Annotated in this window: 14 protein-coding genes, 1 pseudogene and 1 riboswitch; of the genes and pseudogenes, 11 read left to right on the forward strand and 4 right to left on the reverse strand. The window is 38.9% G+C overall.

Annotated features, from left to right (window positions below):
* Positions 1–82: 82 nt before the first annotated feature.
* Entirely contained in the window at positions 83–226 is a 144-nt protein-coding gene (locus ACIQLB_RS18170; RefSeq protein ID WP_400728802.1) for a hypothetical protein, read from the reverse strand.
* 30 nt (positions 227–256) lie between these two features.
* Here ACIQLB_RS18170 and ACIQLB_RS18175 point away from each other — a divergent pair, with 30 nt between their 5' ends.
* On the forward strand, positions 257–484 hold the full coding sequence (locus ACIQLB_RS18175) for a bacterial transcriptional activator domain-containing protein (RefSeq protein WP_400728805.1): 228 nt from the start codon (positions 257–259) through the stop codon (positions 482–484).
* A 74-nt stretch (positions 485–558) separates the two neighbouring features.
* Here the strand turns inward: ACIQLB_RS18175 and ACIQLB_RS18180 are convergent, their stop codons facing one another.
* Positions 559–2457: an S-layer protein gene (locus ACIQLB_RS18180; RefSeq protein ID WP_400728808.1), complete on the reverse strand. Its 1899-nt coding sequence runs from the start codon at positions 2455–2457 to the stop codon at positions 559–561.
* A gap of 253 nt (positions 2458–2710) precedes the next feature.
* Here ACIQLB_RS18180 and ACIQLB_RS18185 point away from each other — a divergent pair, with 253 nt between their 5' ends.
* The 3 genes from ACIQLB_RS18185 to thiC all read left to right on the forward strand — a co-directional run bounded on the left by ACIQLB_RS18185 (position 2711) and on the right by thiC (position 8187).
* The gene (locus ACIQLB_RS18185) at positions 2711–4813 is read left to right on the forward strand and encodes a methyl-accepting chemotaxis protein (protein WP_400728811.1); all 2103 of its coding nucleotides are present in this window, start codon (positions 2711–2713) and stop codon (positions 4811–4813) included.
* 169 nt (positions 4814–4982) lie between these two features.
* On the forward strand, positions 4983–5909 hold the full coding sequence (locus ACIQLB_RS18190) for an AEC family transporter (protein WP_400728814.1): 927 nt from the start codon (positions 4983–4985) through the stop codon (positions 5907–5909).
* Between the two features lie 252 nt (positions 5910–6161).
* Positions 6162–6276: riboswitch (TPP riboswitch) on the forward strand.
* Between the two features lie 132 nt (positions 6277–6408).
* Positions 6409–8187, forward strand: a complete 1779-nt coding sequence (gene thiC / locus ACIQLB_RS18195; protein ID WP_400728817.1) for a phosphomethylpyrimidine synthase ThiC — start codon at positions 6409–6411, stop codon at positions 8185–8187.
* A 168-nt stretch (positions 8188–8355) separates the two neighbouring features.
* Here thiC and ACIQLB_RS18200 read toward each other — a convergent pair whose 3' ends face one another.
* Both ACIQLB_RS18200 and ACIQLB_RS18205 read right to left on the reverse strand, forming a co-directional pair.
* Positions 8356–9861, reverse strand: coding sequence for a catalase (locus tag ACIQLB_RS18200; protein ID WP_400728820.1), 1506 nt, complete (start codon positions 9859–9861; stop codon positions 8356–8358).
* A gap of 488 nt (positions 9862–10349) precedes the next feature.
* Positions 10350–11795, reverse strand: coding sequence for a helix-turn-helix domain-containing protein (locus ACIQLB_RS18205; protein ID WP_400728823.1), 1446 nt, complete (start codon positions 11793–11795; stop codon positions 10350–10352).
* A 228-nt stretch (positions 11796–12023) separates the two neighbouring features.
* Here ACIQLB_RS18205 and hutH point away from each other — a divergent pair, with 228 nt between their 5' ends.
* The 7 genes and pseudogenes from hutH (at position 12024) to ACIQLB_RS18240 (ending at position 21523) form a co-directional block, all read left to right on the forward strand.
* Entirely contained in the window at positions 12024–13538 is a 1515-nt protein-coding gene (gene hutH / locus ACIQLB_RS18210; RefSeq protein WP_400728826.1) for a histidine ammonia-lyase, read from the forward strand.
* A gap of 95 nt (positions 13539–13633) precedes the next feature.
* Positions 13634–14962 (forward strand): YjiH family protein, encoded by a 1329-nt coding sequence (locus ACIQLB_RS18215; RefSeq protein WP_400728829.1) that lies wholly within the window; start codon positions 13634–13636, stop codon positions 14960–14962.
* A gap of 15 nt (positions 14963–14977) precedes the next feature.
* A complete protein-coding gene (hutU, locus tag ACIQLB_RS18220) occupies positions 14978–16648 on the forward strand; it encodes a urocanate hydratase (protein ID WP_400728832.1) in 1671 nt (556 codons plus the stop codon).
* Complete coding sequence (gene hutI, locus ACIQLB_RS18225) at positions 16645–17931, forward strand: imidazolonepropionase (protein WP_400728835.1); 1287 nt, start codon at positions 16645–16647, stop codon at positions 17929–17931. Before hutU ends, hutI begins: the two co-directional genes overlap by 4 nt.
* A gap of 92 nt (positions 17932–18023) precedes the next feature.
* A pseudogene (locus tag ACIQLB_RS18230) lies at positions 18024–18364 on the forward strand (nicotinate phosphoribosyltransferase); the annotation flags it as partial.
* Between the two features lie 27 nt (positions 18365–18391).
* Positions 18392–19006 carry a nicotinate-nucleotide adenylyltransferase gene (gene nadD, locus ACIQLB_RS18235; RefSeq protein WP_400728838.1) on the forward strand — a complete coding sequence of 205 codons (615 nt, stop codon included), beginning with the start codon at positions 18392–18394 and terminating at the stop codon, positions 19004–19006.
* Between the two features lie 639 nt (positions 19007–19645).
* Positions 19646–21523 carry an SLC13 family permease gene (locus ACIQLB_RS18240; protein WP_400728841.1) on the forward strand — a complete coding sequence of 626 codons (1878 nt, stop codon included), beginning with the start codon at positions 19646–19648 and terminating at the stop codon, positions 21521–21523.
* Positions 21524–21967 lie beyond the last annotated feature (444 nt).

Here is a 21967-nt window from a genome sequence, read left to right on the forward strand (position 1 = left end):
AGGCTCTAGGGATATTTCTAGCCTGTTTTTTAAAAATAGTAGAACGGATAGAACCCTCAAACCGATAGAGATGATCCTACTCTTATTTAGGAATTGAGAAAGAGATGGTCGTACCTTTCCAATCACTTTCGACTGTTAATCCTACGCCAAATAATTGCTTTAGGCGTTGTTCGGTATTAACGAGGCCGGCGCTTGCTTTCTTTTTAACACGCGAATGACTTGTCATAAGGGACCCTTGTTTGGTAGCAGCAGAAAGGTGCAAGAAAAAGTTCAATCATTTTCTCCCGATGAGGAAGATAGCTATTTCACCTTGATGAAGCTCTATGATTTACTGAACAACGCTGCTGCAGTTGAAGAGCATTATTGGCTGTTAACGAAAATGCTACAGGAGCAATTAGCAGTGGAGCCTAGTGAGGAAATTGAAGAATGGTATAAAAGCTGGAGAAAAATGAGTGAGATTTCGCAGGTGGATGTTTTGGGCTAGATGTAATTTTATATGAAATGAAAAGGACTTGGCATGTGCCGAGTCCTTTTCATTAATATTTTGAGCTATAACTTTTAGCTTCTACCATTTTTTTTGTTACTTTTATAGGTTGAGATAGCTTTATTTAAATTATCGATGGCATAAGAAATATCATACTGAGTTGAATTGCTATTATAATAAATATTTTCAGCGTTTGAAACCGCGGAATCTAAAGCGTTTCTTTCAGCTTGTGTAGTCCAATAAATATAATTTGGCAATCCAGCCCCATTTTCAGAAACTTCTACATATTCAGATCGAGCGGAATCGATAAGTGACCGAAGTTGAGATTTATCCACATTATACCCATTCGTCCCATATTTCTGAGCATTCTTGTAAGTCCAAATAGCATTGTTTAAATTATTCGTAGCATTGGCAATATCATTTTGAGTTGAGTAGTAATTGTTCACAACTGTTTGAGCAGATGAAACCGCCGAAGACATAGCATTATACTCAGATTGAGTTGTCCAAGGCGTATTGTTTGGAACGTCAGAACCATCCCAAGAAACTTTTACATACTGAACAGAATTGATAAGGTTCGTTAGTTGAGATTTATCAACGTAATTTCCATTAACACCATATTTATAAGCGTTCTTGTAAGTCTGGATCGCATTGTTTAAATTATTCGTAGCATTCGTAAAATCATTTTGCGTAGAATAGTAATTATTCACAACTGTTTGAGCAGATGAAACCGCCGAAGATAAAGCATTTTTCTCAGATTGAGTTGTCCAAGGCGTGTTATATGGAACGTTGTAGCCATCCGAAGAAACGGTTACATACTGAACAGAATTGATAAGTGTTTGAAGTGAAGCCTTATCACCATAACCATATTTTGTGCCACTTTTTTGTGCAACTTGATAAACGGCTAATGCATTTCTGTACTGTGTAATAGCATTGTTTACTTGTTCCTGAGAGGCGTTGGAATTATTAGCTACTACTTTTGCGCTGCTTACGGCAGATTCGAATGCTGTACGTTCAGCTTGCGTCGTCCATTTTTCAGTTGTTAAAACGTCATATCCATTAACAGATACTGCAACGTACGGAGGTGTAGCCACTAATTTACTTAGCTCCGTTTTATTCACCACTGGTAAGGTTACAGAGGCTTTATTATCATCCACCTGCACCTTGTTAATTAGATGCCCTGAATCTAATGTCACCTTTGCCCCGTGCTTAACGATCACTTGATCAATTTTACCTTCTCCGTAAAGGCTAAAATCTTTTTCAACATCGATTGTAAGCTTATCAACATTGGCATTAACCTCAAATGCTGCAACTTTACCTACTACATCAACCTTAGAAATGTTTTTGTCAGAAGTCACATTTACTTTAGTACGCTCCATGTTAATATTTGGAGATTTGATATCTTTTAGGGAAACATTTAACCATTTAATGTTTCTCGTCACTAAAGGTTTAAACGTAATCGTATCCCCGATAGTAACGGTATCAATCGTAATTGCCTTCTTGACACGATTAGTTACGATAAGCTCATCTTTAATAGTTACATTTTGAATTTTTACATAATCCGCATTTACAGTTAGGCTTCCATCAATTTGTTCGCCACCGCCGTCAAAATATACCTCTTTTTTGTTTGTACCAGCTTTAGATAGAGTTAGTGCGGTAATACTTGTAATTTCACCGTTCTTTACGATAATAGTAGCTTCAGCATTTGCCAATGCAGTGCTATTTGATGTATTTAAGAGAGGCTTCAGCGACTGACTAATTTTAAATTGGCCATTGGATGTAAGTACTTTATCTTTAGTGATGTTGTTAATGGTAACAGTTTGCCCCTTAGCTGTGGCTGCGGCTACCTGCCCACCAATTTGAATTGAGTGGTTTAAAGATTGATCATTTGAAGCGGCGTTTGCAGATGCTACTGGCAAAACTAAGGTTGCTGTAATAGCTGTTGCCATAAAAGTCGATAACGCTTTATTTTTCAAGTTAATCACTCCAATCGTAGTATTTAGTAGATAATATATCATATATTTCAATATTTTAGTATATAAAGGGTATGTTTTACTAAACAACCAATAATAAATGGATAATTGATCCTTTTTTATGCGATTTAAATTTTTGGATTTGCAAACAGTAGAATTCTCTATAAATCATCAAAATTCTACTTGATTCGCTAAATATCTTATTGTTATACGACCTTCCATCCATTATCATTATGTATAAAAGTGGGGTGTTGTGATGGGGAAGTCTAGGAGTATCGCTTTAAAGCTATCTGCTTTAATTATAGGGCTATTTTTAGTGTTATTTATTACATATACGGTTATTGTAAGTGTTATTTTAAAGAGTCAAAGCGTTGATGATGCAGAAAGTGCAACACTGGAAACTGCTGAATATTCGGCAGCAAAGATGAGTGAACGCTTTCAAAAAGCAAACACGACTTTACTGACGACGAAACGTATAGTTGAGGGTATGGAGAAAAAAGGTAAGCTTTCTGCAGAAGACATAATAGATATGATGGAAACTAACTTAGTTAATAATGAAGATTTACTTGGTGTAGGAGCTGTTTTTGAACAGAACTCCACAAATATAGAGCCAACAATAAATGCTACTTTAGTAGATTCAAAAAATCGCTTTATACCTTATTTAAATAAGGATGGAAATGGAATAACAACGACTTCTCTTGAAAGCATCGACGACAAGAGTATTTCCGAGTGGTATTGGATACCAAAAGAAGAAGGAAGATCCGTTCTAACGGAACCATACGAATATAATATCAACGGACAAACAGTACTAATGACAACGATTGCTGTTCCGTTAGTCGATGCTTCGGGATCGTTTTTTGGCACATTGACGGCTGATATAGCTATTGACTATTTAAAGGGATTGACAGAGTCTGTAAAGCCAGATGGTGGCTATGCAGCTATTATTACTAATAATGGAGTTTTAACTGCAAATAGCTTTGGTGAGTCATTAAAAGGATTAAATATGCAGGATAAATTGGACTGGACAAGCATTAAACAAACAATGGATAGTGGCGAGCTAAAAAGTATGTATTTGGATTCCGAAGAGCTCAAGGAAAATTCATTTAACGTTTTTGCTCCGATGAATTTAGATGGGATTGATGAAACATGGACTGTACAATTAGTGCTACCAAAATCCAAAATATTAGAAACCTATAATCATGTGCTTACTTTTACCATCATAGCGTCAATTATTATAATTGTTTTAATGGCAGTTGCTAGTGCATTGTTTATCTATAAATTACTGAGGCCATTAAAGTTTTTACGCACTTCTATTGAAACGGCGGCAAATGGAGATTTAACTCAAAAAGTGGATGAGAAATATATTAAGCCTGATGAGATTGGTGCTGTTGCATTAGCTTATAATAATATGTTAGATCAAACGAATAGCGCCATTCAAACCGTGCTGAATGCTACGACATCACTCAATCAATCATCAAATTATGTTCATGAGGCGTTTAATGAAATAGTTGCTTCAAGTCAAGAGGTCTCTGTAGCTATTAATGAAATTGCGCAGGGAGCATCCAAGCAATCTGAGGATACAGAAGAAACCAATTATCGAATGATTGATTTATCCGATCAAATTGATGCTATTACAACGCTTTCAAATGAAATGGACGAGCTATCGAATAAAACGAAAACAACTACAGACGAAGGAATGAAAGAAGTCGAAAGCTTACGTGAACGTAACTCAGAAACGAATGCAATGAATGGACGTATTCAGCAGCAAATGGAGTCATTGGCGTCTAATATTGCCAATATCAATCAGATTATAGCGTCTATTCAAGGTATTACCGAGCAAACAAATTTATTAGCCTTAAATGCAAGCATAGAAGCTGCACGTGCTGGTGAACATGGTAAAGGTTTTGCAGTTGTCGCTGAGGAGGTACGAAAGCTAGCAGAGCAATCCAGAAATGAAACAGATGTTATTAAGCAAACGGTAGATAGCATTCTTGAAAATTCTCAGCAAACGGTAGCTGTCATTGCCTCAAACGCGGGCTTAATACAAGCTCAAAATGAGTCAGTACAAAGCACTGAGGTTGCGTTTAAAGACAATAGTGAGCTTTCTAATTCTATTGCAACGTCAATTAGTGAGTTAATGACTAAACTTTCTCATATGTTAGAGCATAAAAATCAAGCGATAATGGCAATCCAAAGTATTTCTGCTATTTCTGAGGAGACTGCTGCATCTGCAGAACAGGTAAGTGCATCTGCTATTGACCAACAAGCGGAACTACAAAAGGTTGCAGAGTCCATCAATAATATGAACGAGATTTCAAAAGAATTACAAGAGGTTGTTAATCGATTTAAGCTTGTTTAACTTCTTTCAGAGAAAGACTGCTTCAATTTGTGAGGCAGTCTTTTTGTTTATTTATGGTAAAAGACATTGGGCTAAAAATGCCTCGTAAAGGGCTAAGAGTTAACGGTGAGGTACATTGACCAAGTATAAAAACAGCACTACTATAGGAGAGGAAAGGGGACACGCTAGTATGTATCTCGGTATGATTTTCTTTAAAATTGTAGCTCCAATTTTAGTGCTTCTAGTACTTGGCGCAGTTTTACAAAAGAAATTTCGCTTTAATTTAAAGGCATTATCTCAACTTATTACATATTGCTTCATGCCAGCAGCTGTTTTTGTGAATATATATGAAACGAGTATAGAGCTGTCTGTACTTGGAGAAGTTGCGTTATTTATTTTACTCTTTATCGGAAGCCAAATGGTGCTTAGTCACTTTTTAGCAAAGGGGCTCGGTTTAGTAAAAACAGAGGCGGCAGTGTTTAAAAATAGTGTTGTCCTAATTAATTCAGGTAACTATGGTATTCCGGTGGCGCAAATGATTTTCGTGACCCAGCCGATTGGAGTAGCGATTCAGGTCATTCTCGTCATATTTCAAAATATGACGACCTATACTTACGGCTTGTACAATTTAATTTCTTCAACAAAATCGGGCATGTCTATTGTGAAAGACTTCCTCAAAATGCCTATTATTCATGCACTTATTATTGGTGTTGCAATGAACTATTTTAATATCGCTATTCCGCAGTTTGTAAGAATTCCGATAGACCATGTGGCAGATGGCTTTATCGCTGTAGCATTAATAACTTTAGGGGCACAACTATCACAGCTTGAAATCAAATCCATGTTCAATAAACTGGTATTCATTAGCTGTTTTACACGACTAGTCCTAGGGCCAGCCGTAGCATTGCTGATGATTTATGTGCTTGGTCTTGACGGTGTCGTGGCACAATCACTTTTTATAGCTAGCTCGTTCCCGACATCGCGAAATAGTTCTAGTCTGGCATTAGAATATGACGTAGAATCGGCAACTGCTGCACAAACAGTATTATTCTCAACGATTGTTAGCTGTATTACAGTGACGATCGTGATTTACGTAGCGGAACTATTGTTTAGTTGATAAAAACTGAAATTGTTCCGATAAAACAAGATAATATTCCGATAAAAGTTAAAATTGTTCCGATTAAATGAGATTTTGTTCCGATAAATCTTCAAAGTATATGAATTCATCAAAGAACGTGAAGTTGATTTCCGTTCCGGCTGTACGCTTTCCTGGGGTCGTCCGATTAGCTGTTTCTTGATGATGCGCAAAAATATTCAAATGAAGCTTCCATCTCTTAGCAATATCTGCTACACTAGCATCAAACTTAATAGCATTAACTAGGGGAGTCTGATGAGTCAGGCTGAGAGGGAAACGCATAGAGGTTTCTTGACCCTTTGGACCTGATCTGGCTCATACCAGCGTGGGAAAGTTAACCATTATTGCACTCTATGTTATTTGCAATAACTATACCTTTACATTCTTAGCCGGATCCAAAATTTTTTTGGATTCGGCTTTTGTTTTTGTGGGTGAGTTAGATTCGGTCCTTGTATAAATGTAAAAGGGAGCGAAGTAGTTTATGACAACAGTTAGCAACAAGAATATTACGATTATGTCAAGCTTTGATGGAAGTGAAAAAGTTTATGTAGAAGGATCTCGACCTGATATTTTAGTGCCAATGCGTGAAATTGCTCTAAGTCCAACGACAGGAAGCTTTGGTGAAGAGGAAAATGCGCCAGTACGTGTTTATGATACGAGTGGCCCGTACACTGATCCTGCGTATAAGGTGGATATTACGAAAGGATTGCCAGCTTTACGTAGTGCATGGATCAGAGAACGGGGTGACGTTGAAGAATACGAAGGTCGTATTATCAAGCCAGAAGATAATGGATTTCGCAAAGCTGATGATCCACGAATGAAAGAAAATGTTTTTCCGGATTTATCTAGAAAGCCTTTGCGTGCGAAGAAAGGTAAAAATGTAACGCAGCTTCACTATGCACGAAAGGGAATTATTACTTCAGAGATGGAATTTGTAGCGATTCGCGAAAATATGGATCCTGAATTCGTGCGCTCAGAGATCGCGGCAGGGCGTGCAATTTTGCCCTCTAATATTAATCACCCTGAGGCCGAGCCAATGATTATTGGACGTAACTTCCACGTGAAAATTAACGCCAATATTGGAAATTCAGCGGTGTCATCCTCAATTGCAGAAGAGGTAGAAAAAATGACGTGGGCTACACGCTGGGGTGCTGATAACATTATGGATTTATCTACGGGTAAACATATTCATACGACACGTGAATGGATTATCCGTAATGCCGCGGTGCCTGTAGGAACGGTGCCAATTTATCAAGCGCTAGAAAAAGTAAATGGTGTGGCAGAGGATTTAACGTGGGAGGTGTATCGTGATACGTTAATCGAACAGGCTGAACAAGGTGTCGATTACTTCACGATTCATGCAGGGGTATTGCTACGCTATGTGCCATTAACGGCTAATCGTGTAACAGGCATAGTATCTCGAGGAGGCTCGATTATGGCACAGTGGTGTTTATATCACCATCAAGAAAGCTTCTTATATACACATTTTGAAGAAATTTGCGAAATTATGAAAACCTATGATGTTGCCTTCTCTTTAGGTGATGGTTTACGTCCTGGTTCTATTGCAGATGCCAATGATGAGGCTCAGTTTGCGGAGCTAGAAACGCTAGGGGAATTAACGCAAATTGCCTGGAAGCATGATGTACAGGTGATGGTAGAAGGGCCGGGGCATGTGCCAATGCATCTTATTAAAGAAAATATGGATAAGCAGTTAGAGGTGTGTAAGGAAGCTCCTTTCTATACTTTAGGGCCGCTAACAACAGATATCGCGCCTGGCTATGACCATATTACATCGGCTATTGGTGCTGCAATGATCGGTTGGTTTGGTACGGCAATGTTATGTTATGTGACGCCTAAAGAGCATCTCGGCTTACCAAATCGTGAGGATGTTCGTGTAGGGGTGATTACGTATAAAATTGCTGCACACGCGGCAGATTTAGCGAAAGGGCATCCTGGAGCACAGCAGCGTGACGATGCACTATCTAAGGCACGCTTTGAATTCCGCTGGCGCGATCAATTCAACCTATCGCTTGATCCAGAGCGTGCAGTCGAATACCATGATGAAACATTGCCTGCAGAAGGGGCGAAAACGGCGCACTTCTGTTCAATGTGTGGACCTAAGTTTTGTAGTATGAGAATCTCACAAGATATTCGTAATTATGCAAAAGATAGTGACTTAAATACGACTGAAGCAATCCACAAAGGCATGCAGGAGAAAGCAGAGGAATTTAAAAAGGTTGGCAGTCAAATTTATCAATAATTATTAAAGCGGGCTTGTGTCTATAGGCACAAGCCTTTTTGGGTCATTAAGATAAAAAAACTCCATGTGAAGTTGCCCTTCACATGGAGTAAAAAGTTGGATTTGGATATCAATAATAAGTGGAAAAAATCAATTATGCCTCAGCAGATGTTTGTTTGCTGAAATAAGTTAAACGTTAGTTGGTTGTTTCACGTATGGGTTGGAAAGATCTACGCCTTCTAATGAAAGGCCCATAGCTTTTGCTACACCTTCACCATATGCTGGATCAGCTAAATAGCAGTGCAGGATATGACGACGTTTGATGAACTCTTCAACTGACGCCATATCATTAGCAGTATTTTCGAATAGGCGTTGTTGCTCTTCAGCAGTCATTAGGCGGAATAATTTACCCGGCTGCTCGAAGTAGTTGTTGTCGTCTTCACGGAAGTCGTGGATACCAGCATTTCCATCAATACGTAATTCAGGCTCCTTATAGTCTAAATTATGCTCCCATTCACCATAGCTATTTGGTTCATAGCCTAAAGTTGAACCAAGATTACCATCGAAACGCATAGCACCATCGCGATGGAATGAACGGAATGGGCATTTTGGTGCGTTTACAGGAAGCGAGTGGTGGTTTACACCTAAACGGTAGCGGTGTGCATCTGCATAAGCAAAGATACGAGCCTGTAACATTTTGTCTGGTGAGAAGCTTACACCAGGAATAATGTTTGACGGTGCAAATGCTGATTGCTCAACTTCCGCAAAGTAGTTGTCCGGGTTTTTGTTTAACTCGAATTCGCCTACAGGAATTAATGGGAAGTCTTTTTTATACCATACCTTTGTTAAGTCAAATGGATTATATGGTAACTCACGAGCTTGTTCCTCAGTCATTACTTGAATGTACATTTTCCACTTAGGGAAGTCACCTTTTTCAATTGCCTCATATAGGTCGCGTTGTGAAGATTCACGGTCGTTACCGATTATCTCACCTGCCTCAGCACCTGTTAAGTTTTCTATGCCTTGTTCTGTACGGAAGTGGAATTTAACCCATACGCGCTCGTTTTCAGCATTAATAAAACTATAAGTATGAGAACCGAAACCATGCATATTGCGGTAACCAGACGGAATACCACGGTCAGACATAACAATTGTTACTTGGTGAAGTGCCTCTGGTAGTAAAGTCCAGAAATCCCAGTTTGAATTAGCGTTTTTCATATTTGTACGTGGGTCACGTTTTACCACGTGGTTTAAATCTGTAAAGTGTAAAGGATCACGGAAGAAGAATACAGGTGTGTTGTTACCAACTAAATCCCAGTTACCTTCTTCAGTATAGAACTTAAGTGCAAAACCACGAATATCGCGCTCAGCATCCGCTGCACCACGCTCACCTGCAACTGTGGAGAAACGTGCAAACATTTCAGTCTTTTTCCCAATCTCTGAGAAGATTTTTGCTTTTGTATATTTAGTAATATCATGCGTTACAGTGAAAGTACCGAATGCACCTGAACCTTTAGCGTGCATACGACGTTCAGGAATAACTTCACGGTTGAAGTTCGCTAATTTCTCAACTAGCCATACATCCTGAAGTAATAGAGGACCACGGGGACCTGCTGACATTGAATCGTGGTTGCTTACTACTGGAGCGCCACCTGCTGTTGTAAATCGACGGCTACGATCATTTTCGTTTGTCATATTAGTTTACCTCCTGAAGGAAAATTGTGAGTCAAACTCTTCATCAATAACTATAGCAAACGCAAACTAGAATTGCTAGTAAATTATAATAATTATTGTTAAAGAATTTTTATATTAAGATATAAATTATAAATATATGCTGGATTTAAAAGGCTTATGAATAACCTTTACCACTAATTTAGTTTTTTTAAAACATTTTCGAGAATTACTTAAAAATAAGTTATAGAGAAGAGATAGCTCAAAATTAAAGGTGAATTCTTTTGTTTATGTAATCTTATTGAAAATGGCATGTGATAATTGAAAAAATACTATGATCACTAGGTATAAGTTGATTGCAGTGAAGACTGGCGACTCCTTGGGAATCAGTCCCCAGGAGTGAGACAGTAGAGGAAGGGATGGTTAAAATAATTAAGCCTTCATCCGCTACGCTTTCGCACAAGCGCCCAGTTGGAACGGAAATCAACCTTATGTTACGTTGATGTGCCTTTTTACGTTTTACGATAACGATGAGGCGTAATTCCGATGTGCTGTTTAAAAATTTTAATGAAGTAATTCGAATCATCGAAACCATTTAAATCGGCAATTTCACTAATAGCAAAATCTGTTTCTACAAGCATCTTTGTGGCATTTTGAATTCGGACTTGCTGTAGGTAGCGTTTAAATGGTAGGCCTTGCTTCTTAGAAAAAATCGTACTTAAATAATTAGGACTAATCCCTAATTTATGAGCAACGTAAGGTAATGATAACCCGCTATCCTGAAATTGCTGGTCGATAATTTCTATGGCCAGTTCTACATAGTCAGCCCGTTTTTCTATTCGTGCCTCATTAGCTAATTCAATCAGCCTTTGTGTAAATGATATGATGCCATTTAAAATGGTATAAAATATAGGATGCTCAATAATTAAATGAAAAAGCTGACGATAATTTTGCTCAATTGCAGCTTTCTCATGTAATTTATACTTCAGCATAAAGCGCCGAATTTGCGCCAAAACACTCGTTAGATGAATACGTAAGTCATCTTGCTTATAATAAATTTCTTCATTAGATAGTCGATATAAAAATGCTTTGACGGCTTCAATATTTCCGTCCTCTAAACTACTTATTAGTAATTGCTGCTCTTCAGGTGTTAGTAAAGGATCGAAGGGCTGTGTCTCCAATTGTTTGCTCGCATAAAAAATGTGCCCATAGCCTTCGTAAAAGCTTTGATGAAGTGCACGTTTCGTTAAGGTATACATATTCTTCATGGTGGTCGGTTCCCCATCATAAACCCCAATATTTAACGAACTATTATTCGTTAATCGCCATTCCTTCATTAATGTACGAACATCCTTCTCTAAATCATTTGTTTGGAATAAACATACAATTTTTTCTGATAAAGGATAAACCTTCATGCTAGAATAAATAGGAGTTTGCTGAAGCCAGTTATATAGTTTGTTAAACATTTCGGAATGCTCAGGCTCGATCATTGTGAAATGTATATTTGTCTCTATGGAACTAGTTTTACTATCTAAAAATAGTTGATAGTAAAAGGATTCATCTGTTGCTTCTTGATACACTGCTTCTGCTTTGGTTGTCCGAAGGGAAATAGCAGTGAGCTTTTGCTTTAATACTTCTAAATCAATTGGTTTAACGAAGAGATGTGCGACCTGTAAATCAATTGCCTTTAATGCATTTTTAAAAAGTGGCTCTGTCGTCATAGCTAAAATAGTCCCTGAATGTTTTTGTAAAACACGATAAAGTGCAATTAAACGATTATTTGAGAATAGGTCAATATTTAGCAGTATCACCTCAGGCTCGAATTGCTGGATACTTTGAAGCGCCTCATTAATAGTTGTACCTATTTCTATAGTTACATCCCCAGGAAAATATGTATGTAAAAACCAACGAATCCCTGAAAGGTCAGTGGAATCTCTGTCAATTAATAACAATTTCAAAACTCAAACCTCCTTAAAATTATCTAGTTTCGTAAAAAAATACTATTATATTATTAAAATAACAAAAATTCTGAAATAATTCATGTTTTCTCTTTTAAAATTCCCTATTTTCTGAAAAAGGTAGTTAGTACAATGTAGTTAGTGTAATTGTTATTTATCTTTTGTAGCGATAGCGAAATTGATTAAAAGCATTTTTACATAGCTCTAAGGAAACAGGGGGATGTCATTATGAAGTCTATTATCGAGCTTGATGGTCAGACATTAACAAGACAGCAAATAGGGGAAATTGTAGAAGGTCGTGCCACGGTAGCGCTTTCTCTAGACAGCGTGGAGCGTATACGTTTAAGTAGGGAACGAATTGAAAAGCGTTTAGCTGAGGGGCAAACGATATATGGTGTGAATACAGGCTTTGGAAAGCTGAGTAATATAAAGATTGAAGAGGAAGACATTGAGCTTTTACAGTTAAATTTATTGCGCTCAGATGCAACAGGTGTTGGTGCGCCGTTTCCAACAGATGTTGTACGTGCAATGATGGTTTTACGTGCGAATGCTCTAGCACGTGGTTTTTCAGGAATTCGTCTGGAAACAGTGCAGCTGCTATTGGATTTTATAAATAAGGGAGTACATCCGATTGTGCCGTCTCAAGGTTCAGTTGGGGCAAGTGGAGATTTAGCGCCATTGTCACATTTGGCTTTAGTGCTTGTAGGTGAAGGTAAGGCGGAGTTTAATGGAGAGATTATGAGCGGCAGTTCGGCGTTACAGCAAGCTGGGCTAACGCCTGTCCGACTACAAGCTAAGGAAGGTCTAGCGCTTGTAAATGGTACCCAAGCAATGACGGGTATCGGGGTTTTAACAGTCAACGAGGCAGAGCGTATTGGGCTAGCAGCAGATATGGCAGCAAGTTTAACGCTTGAGTCACTGAAGGGTATTACTTCAGCATTTGATCCAGCACTTTTGGCGGTAAGACCACACCCGGAATTAGAGCTTGTTGGCGGACGAATCCGTAAATGGCTTGATGGAAGTAAACGTGTGACAAAGCAAGGTGAAATCCGTATGCAGGATGCCTATTCACTACGTTGTATTCCGCAAGTGCATGGTGCTTCATGGCAGTCATTTTTCTATGCTCAGGACCGTGTGCAAATTGAAATGAATGCAACGACAGATAATCCGATTGTTTTAGAAAATGGAGAAGTATTATCTGGTGGGCATTTCCACGGTCAACCAATTGCATTAGCAATGGACTTTTTAAAAGTCGGTGTATGTGAATGGGCTAATATTTCGGAGCGACGTACAGAACGCATGGTTAATCCACAGCTTAATGAAGGTTTGCCTCCATTTTTAGCGACAAATCCTGGTATTGAATGTGGGCTAATGATTGCTCAATATACAGCAGCCTCTATCGTATCCGAAAACAAAGTATTGGCACATCCTTCAAGTGTGGATTCTATACCGACATCAGGGAACCAAGAGGATCATGTGAGCATGGGTACAACATCAGCGCGCCAAGTACGTCAAATCGTACACAATGCCGCTCGTGTCATTGCGATAGAAATGATTTGTGCATCGCAGGCTATCCATTTAGACAAAGCGGAAGAGCAGTTATCTCCAACAACTCGAAAGTATTTAGAAAAAGTGCGTGAATTTTGTCCGCCGCTGTTAGCGGATCAACCAATCGGCGATGAAATTGAAGCGCTTGCCAAGTATTTATTAACGAGTGATGTTCTATTGAATGAGTATGTGTAAACCTTAAGGCGATAACTTCCTATAAGAAATCCAACAAATCTTTCAACTTGTCCGGATTGACAGGGAATTCTAATTAACAGTCGAGGGGGAATAGAATGGAATTTCAACAACAAGAGCTGAGGCAAGACTCGCAATTCCGAGTCTCCTCCGCTATGAAGATGATTGCATGTAGTTTAGTCGGAATATTCAGTTTCTTTATATCATTTGAATGGCAAGGTAAGAATACGATTTTAATTGATCACATCGTGAATTTTATTCGCACCGAAGCTCCACTACTTGTAACTGCATATGTACTCATAATGCTTGTAGGTGGAGCGCTTCATCCATTCCTTACGAAAAAGTGGAATAAGTCGATCGTCAATATTGTATTATCAATTTTTAAAGTGGGCGGTATGGTTGCCGGAATTTTATTAATTTTTAATATAGCACCTGCATGGCTAGCAAATGAAAGTATCGGTCCGTATTTACTGGAGAAGCTTATTAAGCCGGTAGGGATACTAATCCCGATTGGATCTTTGTTTTTAGCACTTCTAGTAAGCTATGGGTTGCTTGAATACATCGGTGTTTTAACACAGCCGTTTATGAAGCCTATTTTTAAAACACCTGGACGTTCAGCAGTGGATGCAGTTGCCTCATTTGTCGGCAGTTATTCGGTGGGCTTACTTTTAACGAATCGTGTTTATATGGAAGGTCGCTACACAGCGAAGGAAGCCGCGATTATTGCAACAGGTTTCTCGACTGTATCTGCAACGTTTATGGTTGTCATTGCGAGTACGCTGGATATCATGCAGCATTGGAATGCGTTTTTCTGGGTGTCGCTCGTTGTAACATTTGTGGTCACAGCGTTAACAGCGCGTATTTATCCACTTCGCTCAATGAAGGATGAATACTATAAGGGCGCGACGCCGATGCCAGAAAAGATTGTTAAGAAGGACCGTTTTAAAGAAGCATGGCATCAAGCGATGGATGCAGTTGAGCAAAATCCACCTTTATCTAAAGTTTTATGGGCGAATTTAAAGGATGGCTTCATTATGGCGATGGGTGTTATTCCATCGATTCTATCAATCGGCCTGCTAGGGCTTGTACTTGCAACATATACACCAATTTTTGATTGGCTTGCGTATATTTTTGTACCATTCACATATGTGTTACAAGTTCCAGAACCATATTTAGCAGCGAAAGCGCTGTCATTATCGTTAGCAGAAGTATTTTTACCAGCACTTGTTGTCACACAGGCAGCACTTGTGACGAAATTTATTGTGGCGGTCGTATCGATATCGGCAGTGCTGTTTTTTTCAGCCGTTATTCCGCTTATTTTATCATCTGAAATTCCATTGACATTGCGCCAAATTTTACTCATTTGGTTTGAGCGTGTCGTATTAACGTTAATCATCGTAACACCAATAGCATTTTTACTATTTTAAAGGAGCGTGTTTTTAATGATAGTTAAAACAAATATTCGTGCACCACGTGGGAATGAATTAACATGTAAAGGTTGGACGCAGGAAGCTGCAATGCGTATGTTAATGAACAATCTAGATCCTGAAGTAGCAGAAAATCCAGATGAACTAATCGTTTACGGTGGGATCGGTAAAGCGGCGCGTAATTGGGAGAGCTATGAGCAAATTATTGCGTCATTAAAAGAATTAGAGAATGATGAAACACTTCTTATTCAATCAGGAAAACCGGTAGCTGTATTCCGTACACATGAACATGCGCCACGTGTATTAATTGCAAATTCTAATTTAGTGCCAGCATGGGCAAATTGGGAGCATTTCTATGAGTTAGAGGACCGTGATTTAATGATGTACGGTCAAATGACGGCTGGTAGCTGGATTTATATTGGCGCACAAGGCATTTTACAAGGAACGTATTTATCATTCGTAGAGGCAGGTAAAAAAGTATTTGGCACAGCAGATTTGCGTGGTAAATTCATCCTGACAGGCGGTATGGGTGGTATGAGTGGTGCACAGCCTTTAGCTGGAAAAATGGCTGGCGCTGTCATTTTAGTAGTCGAAGTAGATCGTGCTCGAATTGAACGCAAAATAAAAGAGGGCTACTGCGATTATCTTGTGGAGACAGTGGATGAAGCTATTGAATTAGTCAATAAACTACGTGACCAAAAAGAGCCTGCGTCGATTGGTCTTGTTGGCAACTGTGCGGATGTTAATCGTGAGCTATTGAACCGAGGAATTATCCCTGATTTTGTAACAGATCAAACATCTGCACATGATCCGATTAATGGCTATGTACCGAATGGTATGACATTTGGGGAAGCGCTTGAACTGCGTAAAAGTGATGTAAAAACGTATGAGCGAAGAGCAAAAGAGACGATGGCTGAGCATGTTCGTACAATGCTTGATTTCCAACAGGCGGGTGCAGAAGTATTTGATTACGGTAATAATATTCGTGCTTATGCTAAAGAGATGGGTGTAACGAATGCCTTTGACTTCCCTGGCTTTGTTCCAGCGTACATTCGTCCATTATTCTGTGAGGGGAAAGGACCATTCCGTTGGGCTGCACTTTCGGGTAACCCTGAGGATATTTATAAAACAGATGCACTTGCAAAAGAGATGTTTGCTGAAGATGAAGGTCTTCTGAATTGGATTGATATGGCGCAAAAAATGGTGAAATGGCAAGGGTTACCGGCACGAATTTGCTGGTTAGGCTATGGTGATCGTCATCGTTTTGCATTGAAGGTTAATGAAATGGTTGCTAATGGTGAGCTATCAGGGCCGATTGTCTTTGGTCGAGATCATCTAGACTCAGGCTCAGTTGCATCACCAAATCGTGAAACAGAGGGTATGCTTGATGGCTCTGATGCAGTATCAGACTGGCCAATTCTAAATGCACTTGTTAATACAGCAAGCGGTGCTAGCTGGGTAAGTGTGCATCACGGTGGTGGTGTAGGTATGGGTTATTCTCAACATGCTGGCCAAGTGTTAGTAGCGGATGGTTCTGAGCTAGCCGCTGAGAAGATTGCACGAGTGTTAATTTCTGATCCAGGAATGGGTGTTGCGCGTCACGCAGATGCTGGCTATGAAATTGCCATTAATACAGCAAAGAACAAAGGCGTGCATATTCCAATGCTAAAGGATGATGCCAAGTGACAATTTTAATCAAAAACGCCAATGAAGTGATCACGTTAAAAAGTGTCGAACAAGGTCCTCGTACAAAAGAACAAATGCGTGAAATTGCGGTGCTGGAAAATGGCAGTGTTTTAATGGAAGGAAATAGCATTATAGCAGTAGGGCCCATTGCACAGCTAGAAGTGGACTTCCCTAAACTTGTCAAGGCGGCTGAGGTTATTGACGCCTCAGGTAAGGTTGTTATGCCAGGTCTCGTTGATTGTCATACGCATTTAGTTCATGGAGGTACACGTGAGCAGGAGTTTAATATGCGACTCAATGGTTCCACATACATGGAAATTATGAATGCGGGTGGTGGGATTCATGCCACAACAAACCGGACTCGAGAAACTAGCTTTGATGATTTATATAGAAAAACGATGAATCATTTAGATGTGTTTTTAAAGCATGGTGTCACAACAGTTGAAGCAAAATCGGGCTATGGTTTAGATTGGGAAACTGAAAAGAAACAGCTTGAGGTAGCAAAGGAACTGCAAGCCACACATGAAATTGATGTCGTTAGTACCTTTATGGGGGCGCATGCGGTGCCACGTGATTATAAGGGTCGTGAGGATGAATTTGTGGATGTAGTCATTCATGACATGCTGCCGAAAGTAGCTGGGCTAAACCTTGCAGAATTCAATGATGTATTTTGTGAAAAAGGTGTATTTACGCCAGAGCAATCACAACGCATCTTAGAGGCGGGAAAAGCGTTGGGGTTAACACCGAAAATTCATGCAGATGAAATTGAGCCTTATAAGGGAGCGGAGCTTGCTGCGGAAGTAGGGGCAATTTCGGCGGAGCATTTACTAGTTGCTTCTGATGAGGGTATTCAAAAAATGGCTGAAGCTGGCACGATTGCCGTGTTGCTACCTGGAACAGCATTCTTCTTGCGTGCGCCATTTGCAAGGGGACGCCTCATGATTGATGAAGGGGTACCTGTTGCTATATCAACTGATTTTAATCCTGGCTCATCCCCAACGATGAGTCTGCCCTTTATTATGAATTTAGCTTGTATGCATATGGGCATGACACTAGAGGAAGTGTTAACTGCGACTACTATTAATGCTGCATATGCACTTAATCGTGGACATCAAATTGGCTCTCTTGAAGCGGGCAAACAAGCTGACGTCATTATATTGGATGTTGCCAATTATAAGCAGTTACAATATTTCTATGGCATGAATCATACGAATACTGTAATTAAAAATGGGCGAGTTGTCGTACAGGGTGGTATTCTTTTGAACAATCAATTAGTAAATTAAATAATAGGAAAGGCATAAATAAGGCAGAAATGCTTTGTTTATGCTTTTTTTATGAAGCTGTGTTTAATAAAGTTAAAGATCATGCTGAATGAGATTATATTGCATTAGACTATGAAAACCCGCAAGAGGAAGAGCGCTTGAAAATGTTTCACCTTGTTCATACTTATATCAGTAAATTTGTGACGAATTTTACAGAGAAAGAATTACAGCAAGACATTGTAGTAAATGGATCTATTCTTTACAAAGAACCAACACTTAAGGAAATCCAGTATATGTAGAAGAGAATTTACATCTACTATGGAGTGAGTATAAACGAACAATGAATCCAGAAAAGTATCCCGTCGATTTAAGTCAAGTGTGCTGGGATAACAATATGACAAGAATTAAAGAAATTAAAGAAAAAATCACGAAGATGATGAGCGGGGGAAATTAATAGGGAAGAGAACTGGAGGGGTAGATAATGGCGAAAATAGGGATATACGGATCATCCTTTGATCCAATCACAAATGTTCATCTTTGGACCGCAAGCACAGTCGCACATCGTTGCAAATTAGATAAAGTAATTTTTTTACCTTGCTCAAATAAACGAAAGGACAAGGAAATAAAAACAAAAAATACTCATCGATGGAATATGCTGCAGATGGCTATTACTAAGGATGAGCGTTTTATTGCAGATTCATATGAAATGGAGCAAGAAGGCTGGAACATTTACACGTATGATACGATGAAATATTTTAGAGAGCAGCACCCTAATGATGACATTCATTTTATTATGGGAGCCGATTTATTAGTTGATATTGGCGCAGGATTGTGGAAAAAAGGAGAAGCGTTAGTAGATGAGAACAAATTTATTGTAATGGCAAGGCATGGGATTGATATGTTATCAACAATTAGTCGTTCTCCAATATTGAGGAATCATGATGATGGAAGATTTCATTTGATTGACAAAGGCTTAGCGATGGAAATTAGCTCTACCTATATTCGAGAAGAATTCGCAATGGGCGGTGAACCCAAATATCTACTGCCTGACGCTTGTTATGACTATATTAAAGAGCATAATCTTTATCAAAAATAATCAAGGTAAGGCCAATTCATAACAGTAGGAGGAGGATAATACTGTACATTTGGTAATTTAACGGTAGACCCCGTCATGTTGCGTTTTGTAAGGAGTGTTAAAATGATCTCATTTTCCTCTATGATGAGGTTTGCCTTGGTTGAAAATTAACCAAACATATCCCATCCTAATTTAGGTTGGATTTTAAATGTTTTAATCATCGCTATACTCTTTTGATTCAGCTTGCCTACTTATACTAACGATGAGGAGCTTTGTATTCTTTTGGGAAAAATGGGGGGTAACATTTGTTAAAACGTATACTAATTATATAAGTTGATCTTCGTTCCGGCTGGGTGACTCCTTGGGGATCAGCAATAGAGGGACGAAGGCTAAAAGCATCACATCCTGTGATAACGCCTTCGTGACCAACATCGTGTTGGCCCGAGACCCTGGAGCGAGCGAAGCGGCTCATCGGACGCCCCCAGGAAAGCACCCGGCCGGAACGGAAATCAACCTCACGCTATGGTGATGAGTCTTTTATTTTGAAAAGATGGTGAACTTTCTCATATATAGTTTTGGGTAAGATATAATAAATCTAAATGATATAGCAAACGTGCAAGGTGCTGCAATTACAAAAGGTTTTGTGTAGCACCTAGCACAATGATTAATGTTAGAAAGGAATTCTTAGAAGTGCAGCTTACATTAACATTTTTTATTTTAGGAGCGACAATTTTTGCATTTGTGACAAATAAAGTACGAGCGGATCTCGTTGCGATTGTGTCACTACTGGCATTCGTCATTACAGATATTTTAACGCCAACAGAGGCGCTTGCTGGCTTTTCGAACTCTGTAGTTTTAATGATTGCAGGGTTGTTCGTTGTGGGCGCAGGAATTTTACGCACTGGGCTTGCAGGGATGGCAGGGCGATTATTGTTGAAATGGTCCGGTGATAGTGAGCTGAAGTTATTTGTGCTATTGCTCATTATTGTAGGGACGGTAGGTGCCTTTATGAGTAATACAGGTACTGTAGCTTTAATGATGCCGATCGTTGTTAGTATTGCTATTAGTATGAAGGAAAGTCCTTCGAAATTCTTGCTACCACTTTCTTATGTTGCGAGTCTTTCTGGGCTTATGACATTAATTGCCTCACCAACAAATTTAATTGTCAGTCAGTTATTAGTAGATCGAGGCTATAATAAGTTAGGATTTTTCGAAGTGACACCCATCGGTATTGTAGGAATGATAGTCGGTATTATCTATTTAGTACTCGTGCGCAATATTCTTTTACCAAATGAAAAAAATCGTACACAAACAAAAGCTGATTATAAACTATCTCCAAAGAAAATTATTAAGCAATATGATTTAAACAATCGTTTGTTTAAAGTGTTTGTCCCAGAGGATTCGTCGATTATTGACGCAACATTAGCAGAATTAAAGCTTCCGGCCAAATATGCGCTTTGTATGATGAAAATTCACCGACGATCTCAAGAAGGCATTAATTTTTTACCGATGACATATCAGGAAATGGCAGGTCCAACGAGTGTGATACATGCCAAAGATGAATTGTATGTCCAAGGTGAGGAAGAAAATATTCGTCGCTTTGCTTTGGATTATAGTCTAGAGATGCAGGAATTAGTCGAAGGAGAGGCTGATGAATTGGTAACGAAGCATCTTGGTATTGCTGAAGTATTATTAACGCCAAATTCGAGCTTTATTAATAAGACTGTTAGCACCCTAGGCTTTCGAGAAAAATATAATCTTAATATAATTGGCATTAATCGTAGAGGCGGCTATAAACTACAAGATATGGTGACGCATAAATTGAAATTTGGTGATGCCATTTTAGTGCAAGGTGCATGGGATGAAATTCTATTACTTGCAAGGGAAACGCAGGATGTCGTTGTTGTTGGTCAGCCGAAAGAGCATGCGAGTGTCGCAGCAGCAACGGGTAAAGCTGGTATTGCTGGTGTCATTATGCTTTTAATGATTGTATTAATGGCTTTTGAAATTTTCCCTGCCGTAATTTCCGTTATGATTGGTGCCGTATTGATGATATTAACAGGTTGTTTGCGAAATATGGAAGACGCATACAGCAATATGAATTTTGAAAGTATTGTGCTTGTAGCTGCAATGCTTCCGATGGCGACTGCATTGGAGAAAACAGGTGGTATGGTTATTTTATCCGATGGTATCATTAATGCACTTGGAGATTATGGACCGTATGGAGTACTAGTTGGCGTATATATTTTAACAGCTATTTTTGGACAGTTTATTAGTAATACGGCGACTGCGGTCTTGTTCGCGCCGATTGCTATGAATGCCGCGATTGCAATGGAAGCAAGTCCAACGACATTTATGATTGCTGTTGCTGTAGCAGCGAGTATGGCGTTTGTCACACCAATTGCTTCCCCAACAAATGCGCTTGTGATGACAGCTGGCGGTTATAAATTTATGAATTTTGTGAAGATTGGACTGCCATTACAGATTATTATGTTTGTTGTTATGATGCTAGCAATTCCATTTTTCTTCCCATTTTAAAAACTCGGTTTCTATACCGAGTTTTTTGTTTTTAGTGAAAAACAATTAATTTTTTAATAGAGATTATGATAAAATTATATTATAGATAACAATAGAACATTAAATTAACGTCAGAGTGTGAGCCTAATAATAAATTGTTTTCTTAATCATTATATAGGAAGCTTCTCAATGAAGTGAAAAACTATAAAGTTTTTTTAGAAAAAGTGTTGACCTTTTTAAATTAAGAGTGTAGTATTATACAAGTCGTTAAGACAGCTACTGAAAAACAATTAAATCAAATGAAAATTAGTTGTTGACATCTAGCGAACGACATGATATTATATAAAAGTTGCTGTTGAGAAAAGCGGCAACAAAATGAACCTTGAAAACTGAACAAGCAAAACGTAATCAATAAAGTTTTTAGTAACTAACCTTGAGTTGGTGAACGAAACAAAATTTTTGGAC

Source organism: Lysinibacillus sp. NPDC092081 (assembly GCF_044755845.1).
In the GTDB taxonomy this organism is placed as follows: domain Bacteria; phylum Bacillota; class Bacilli; order Bacillales_A; family Planococcaceae; genus Lysinibacillus.

Bases quoted from the DNA above. Each gene is read 5' to 3' on its own strand.
- ACIQLB_RS18240 (WP_400728841.1), top strand. From the start codon at position 19,646: ATGATTAATGTTAGAAAGGAATTCTTAGAAGTGCAGCTTACATTAACA.
- ACIQLB_RS18200 (WP_400728820.1), bottom strand. From the start codon at position 9,861: ATGACAAACGAAAATGATCGTAGCCGTCGATTTACAACAGCAGGTGGC.
- hutH (WP_400728826.1), top strand. From the start codon at position 12,024: ATGAAGTCTATTATCGAGCTTGATGGTCAGACATTAACAAGACAGCAA.
- ACIQLB_RS18170 (WP_400728802.1), bottom strand. From the start codon at position 226: ATGACAAGTCATTCGCGTGTTAAAAAGAAAGCAAGCGCCGGCCTCGTT.
- hutU (WP_400728832.1), top strand. From the start codon at position 14,978: ATGATAGTTAAAACAAATATTCGTGCACCACGTGGGAATGAATTAACA.
- ACIQLB_RS18185 (WP_400728811.1), top strand. From the start codon at position 2,711: ATGGGGAAGTCTAGGAGTATCGCTTTAAAGCTATCTGCTTTAATTATA.
- ACIQLB_RS18190 (WP_400728814.1), top strand. From the start codon at position 4,983: ATGTATCTCGGTATGATTTTCTTTAAAATTGTAGCTCCAATTTTAGTG.
- ACIQLB_RS18215 (WP_400728829.1), top strand. From the start codon at position 13,634: ATGGAATTTCAACAACAAGAGCTGAGGCAAGACTCGCAATTCCGAGTC.
- thiC (WP_400728817.1), top strand. From the start codon at position 6,409: ATGACAACAGTTAGCAACAAGAATATTACGATTATGTCAAGCTTTGAT.
- nadD (WP_400728838.1), top strand. From the start codon at position 18,392: ATGGCGAAAATAGGGATATACGGATCATCCTTTGATCCAATCACAAAT.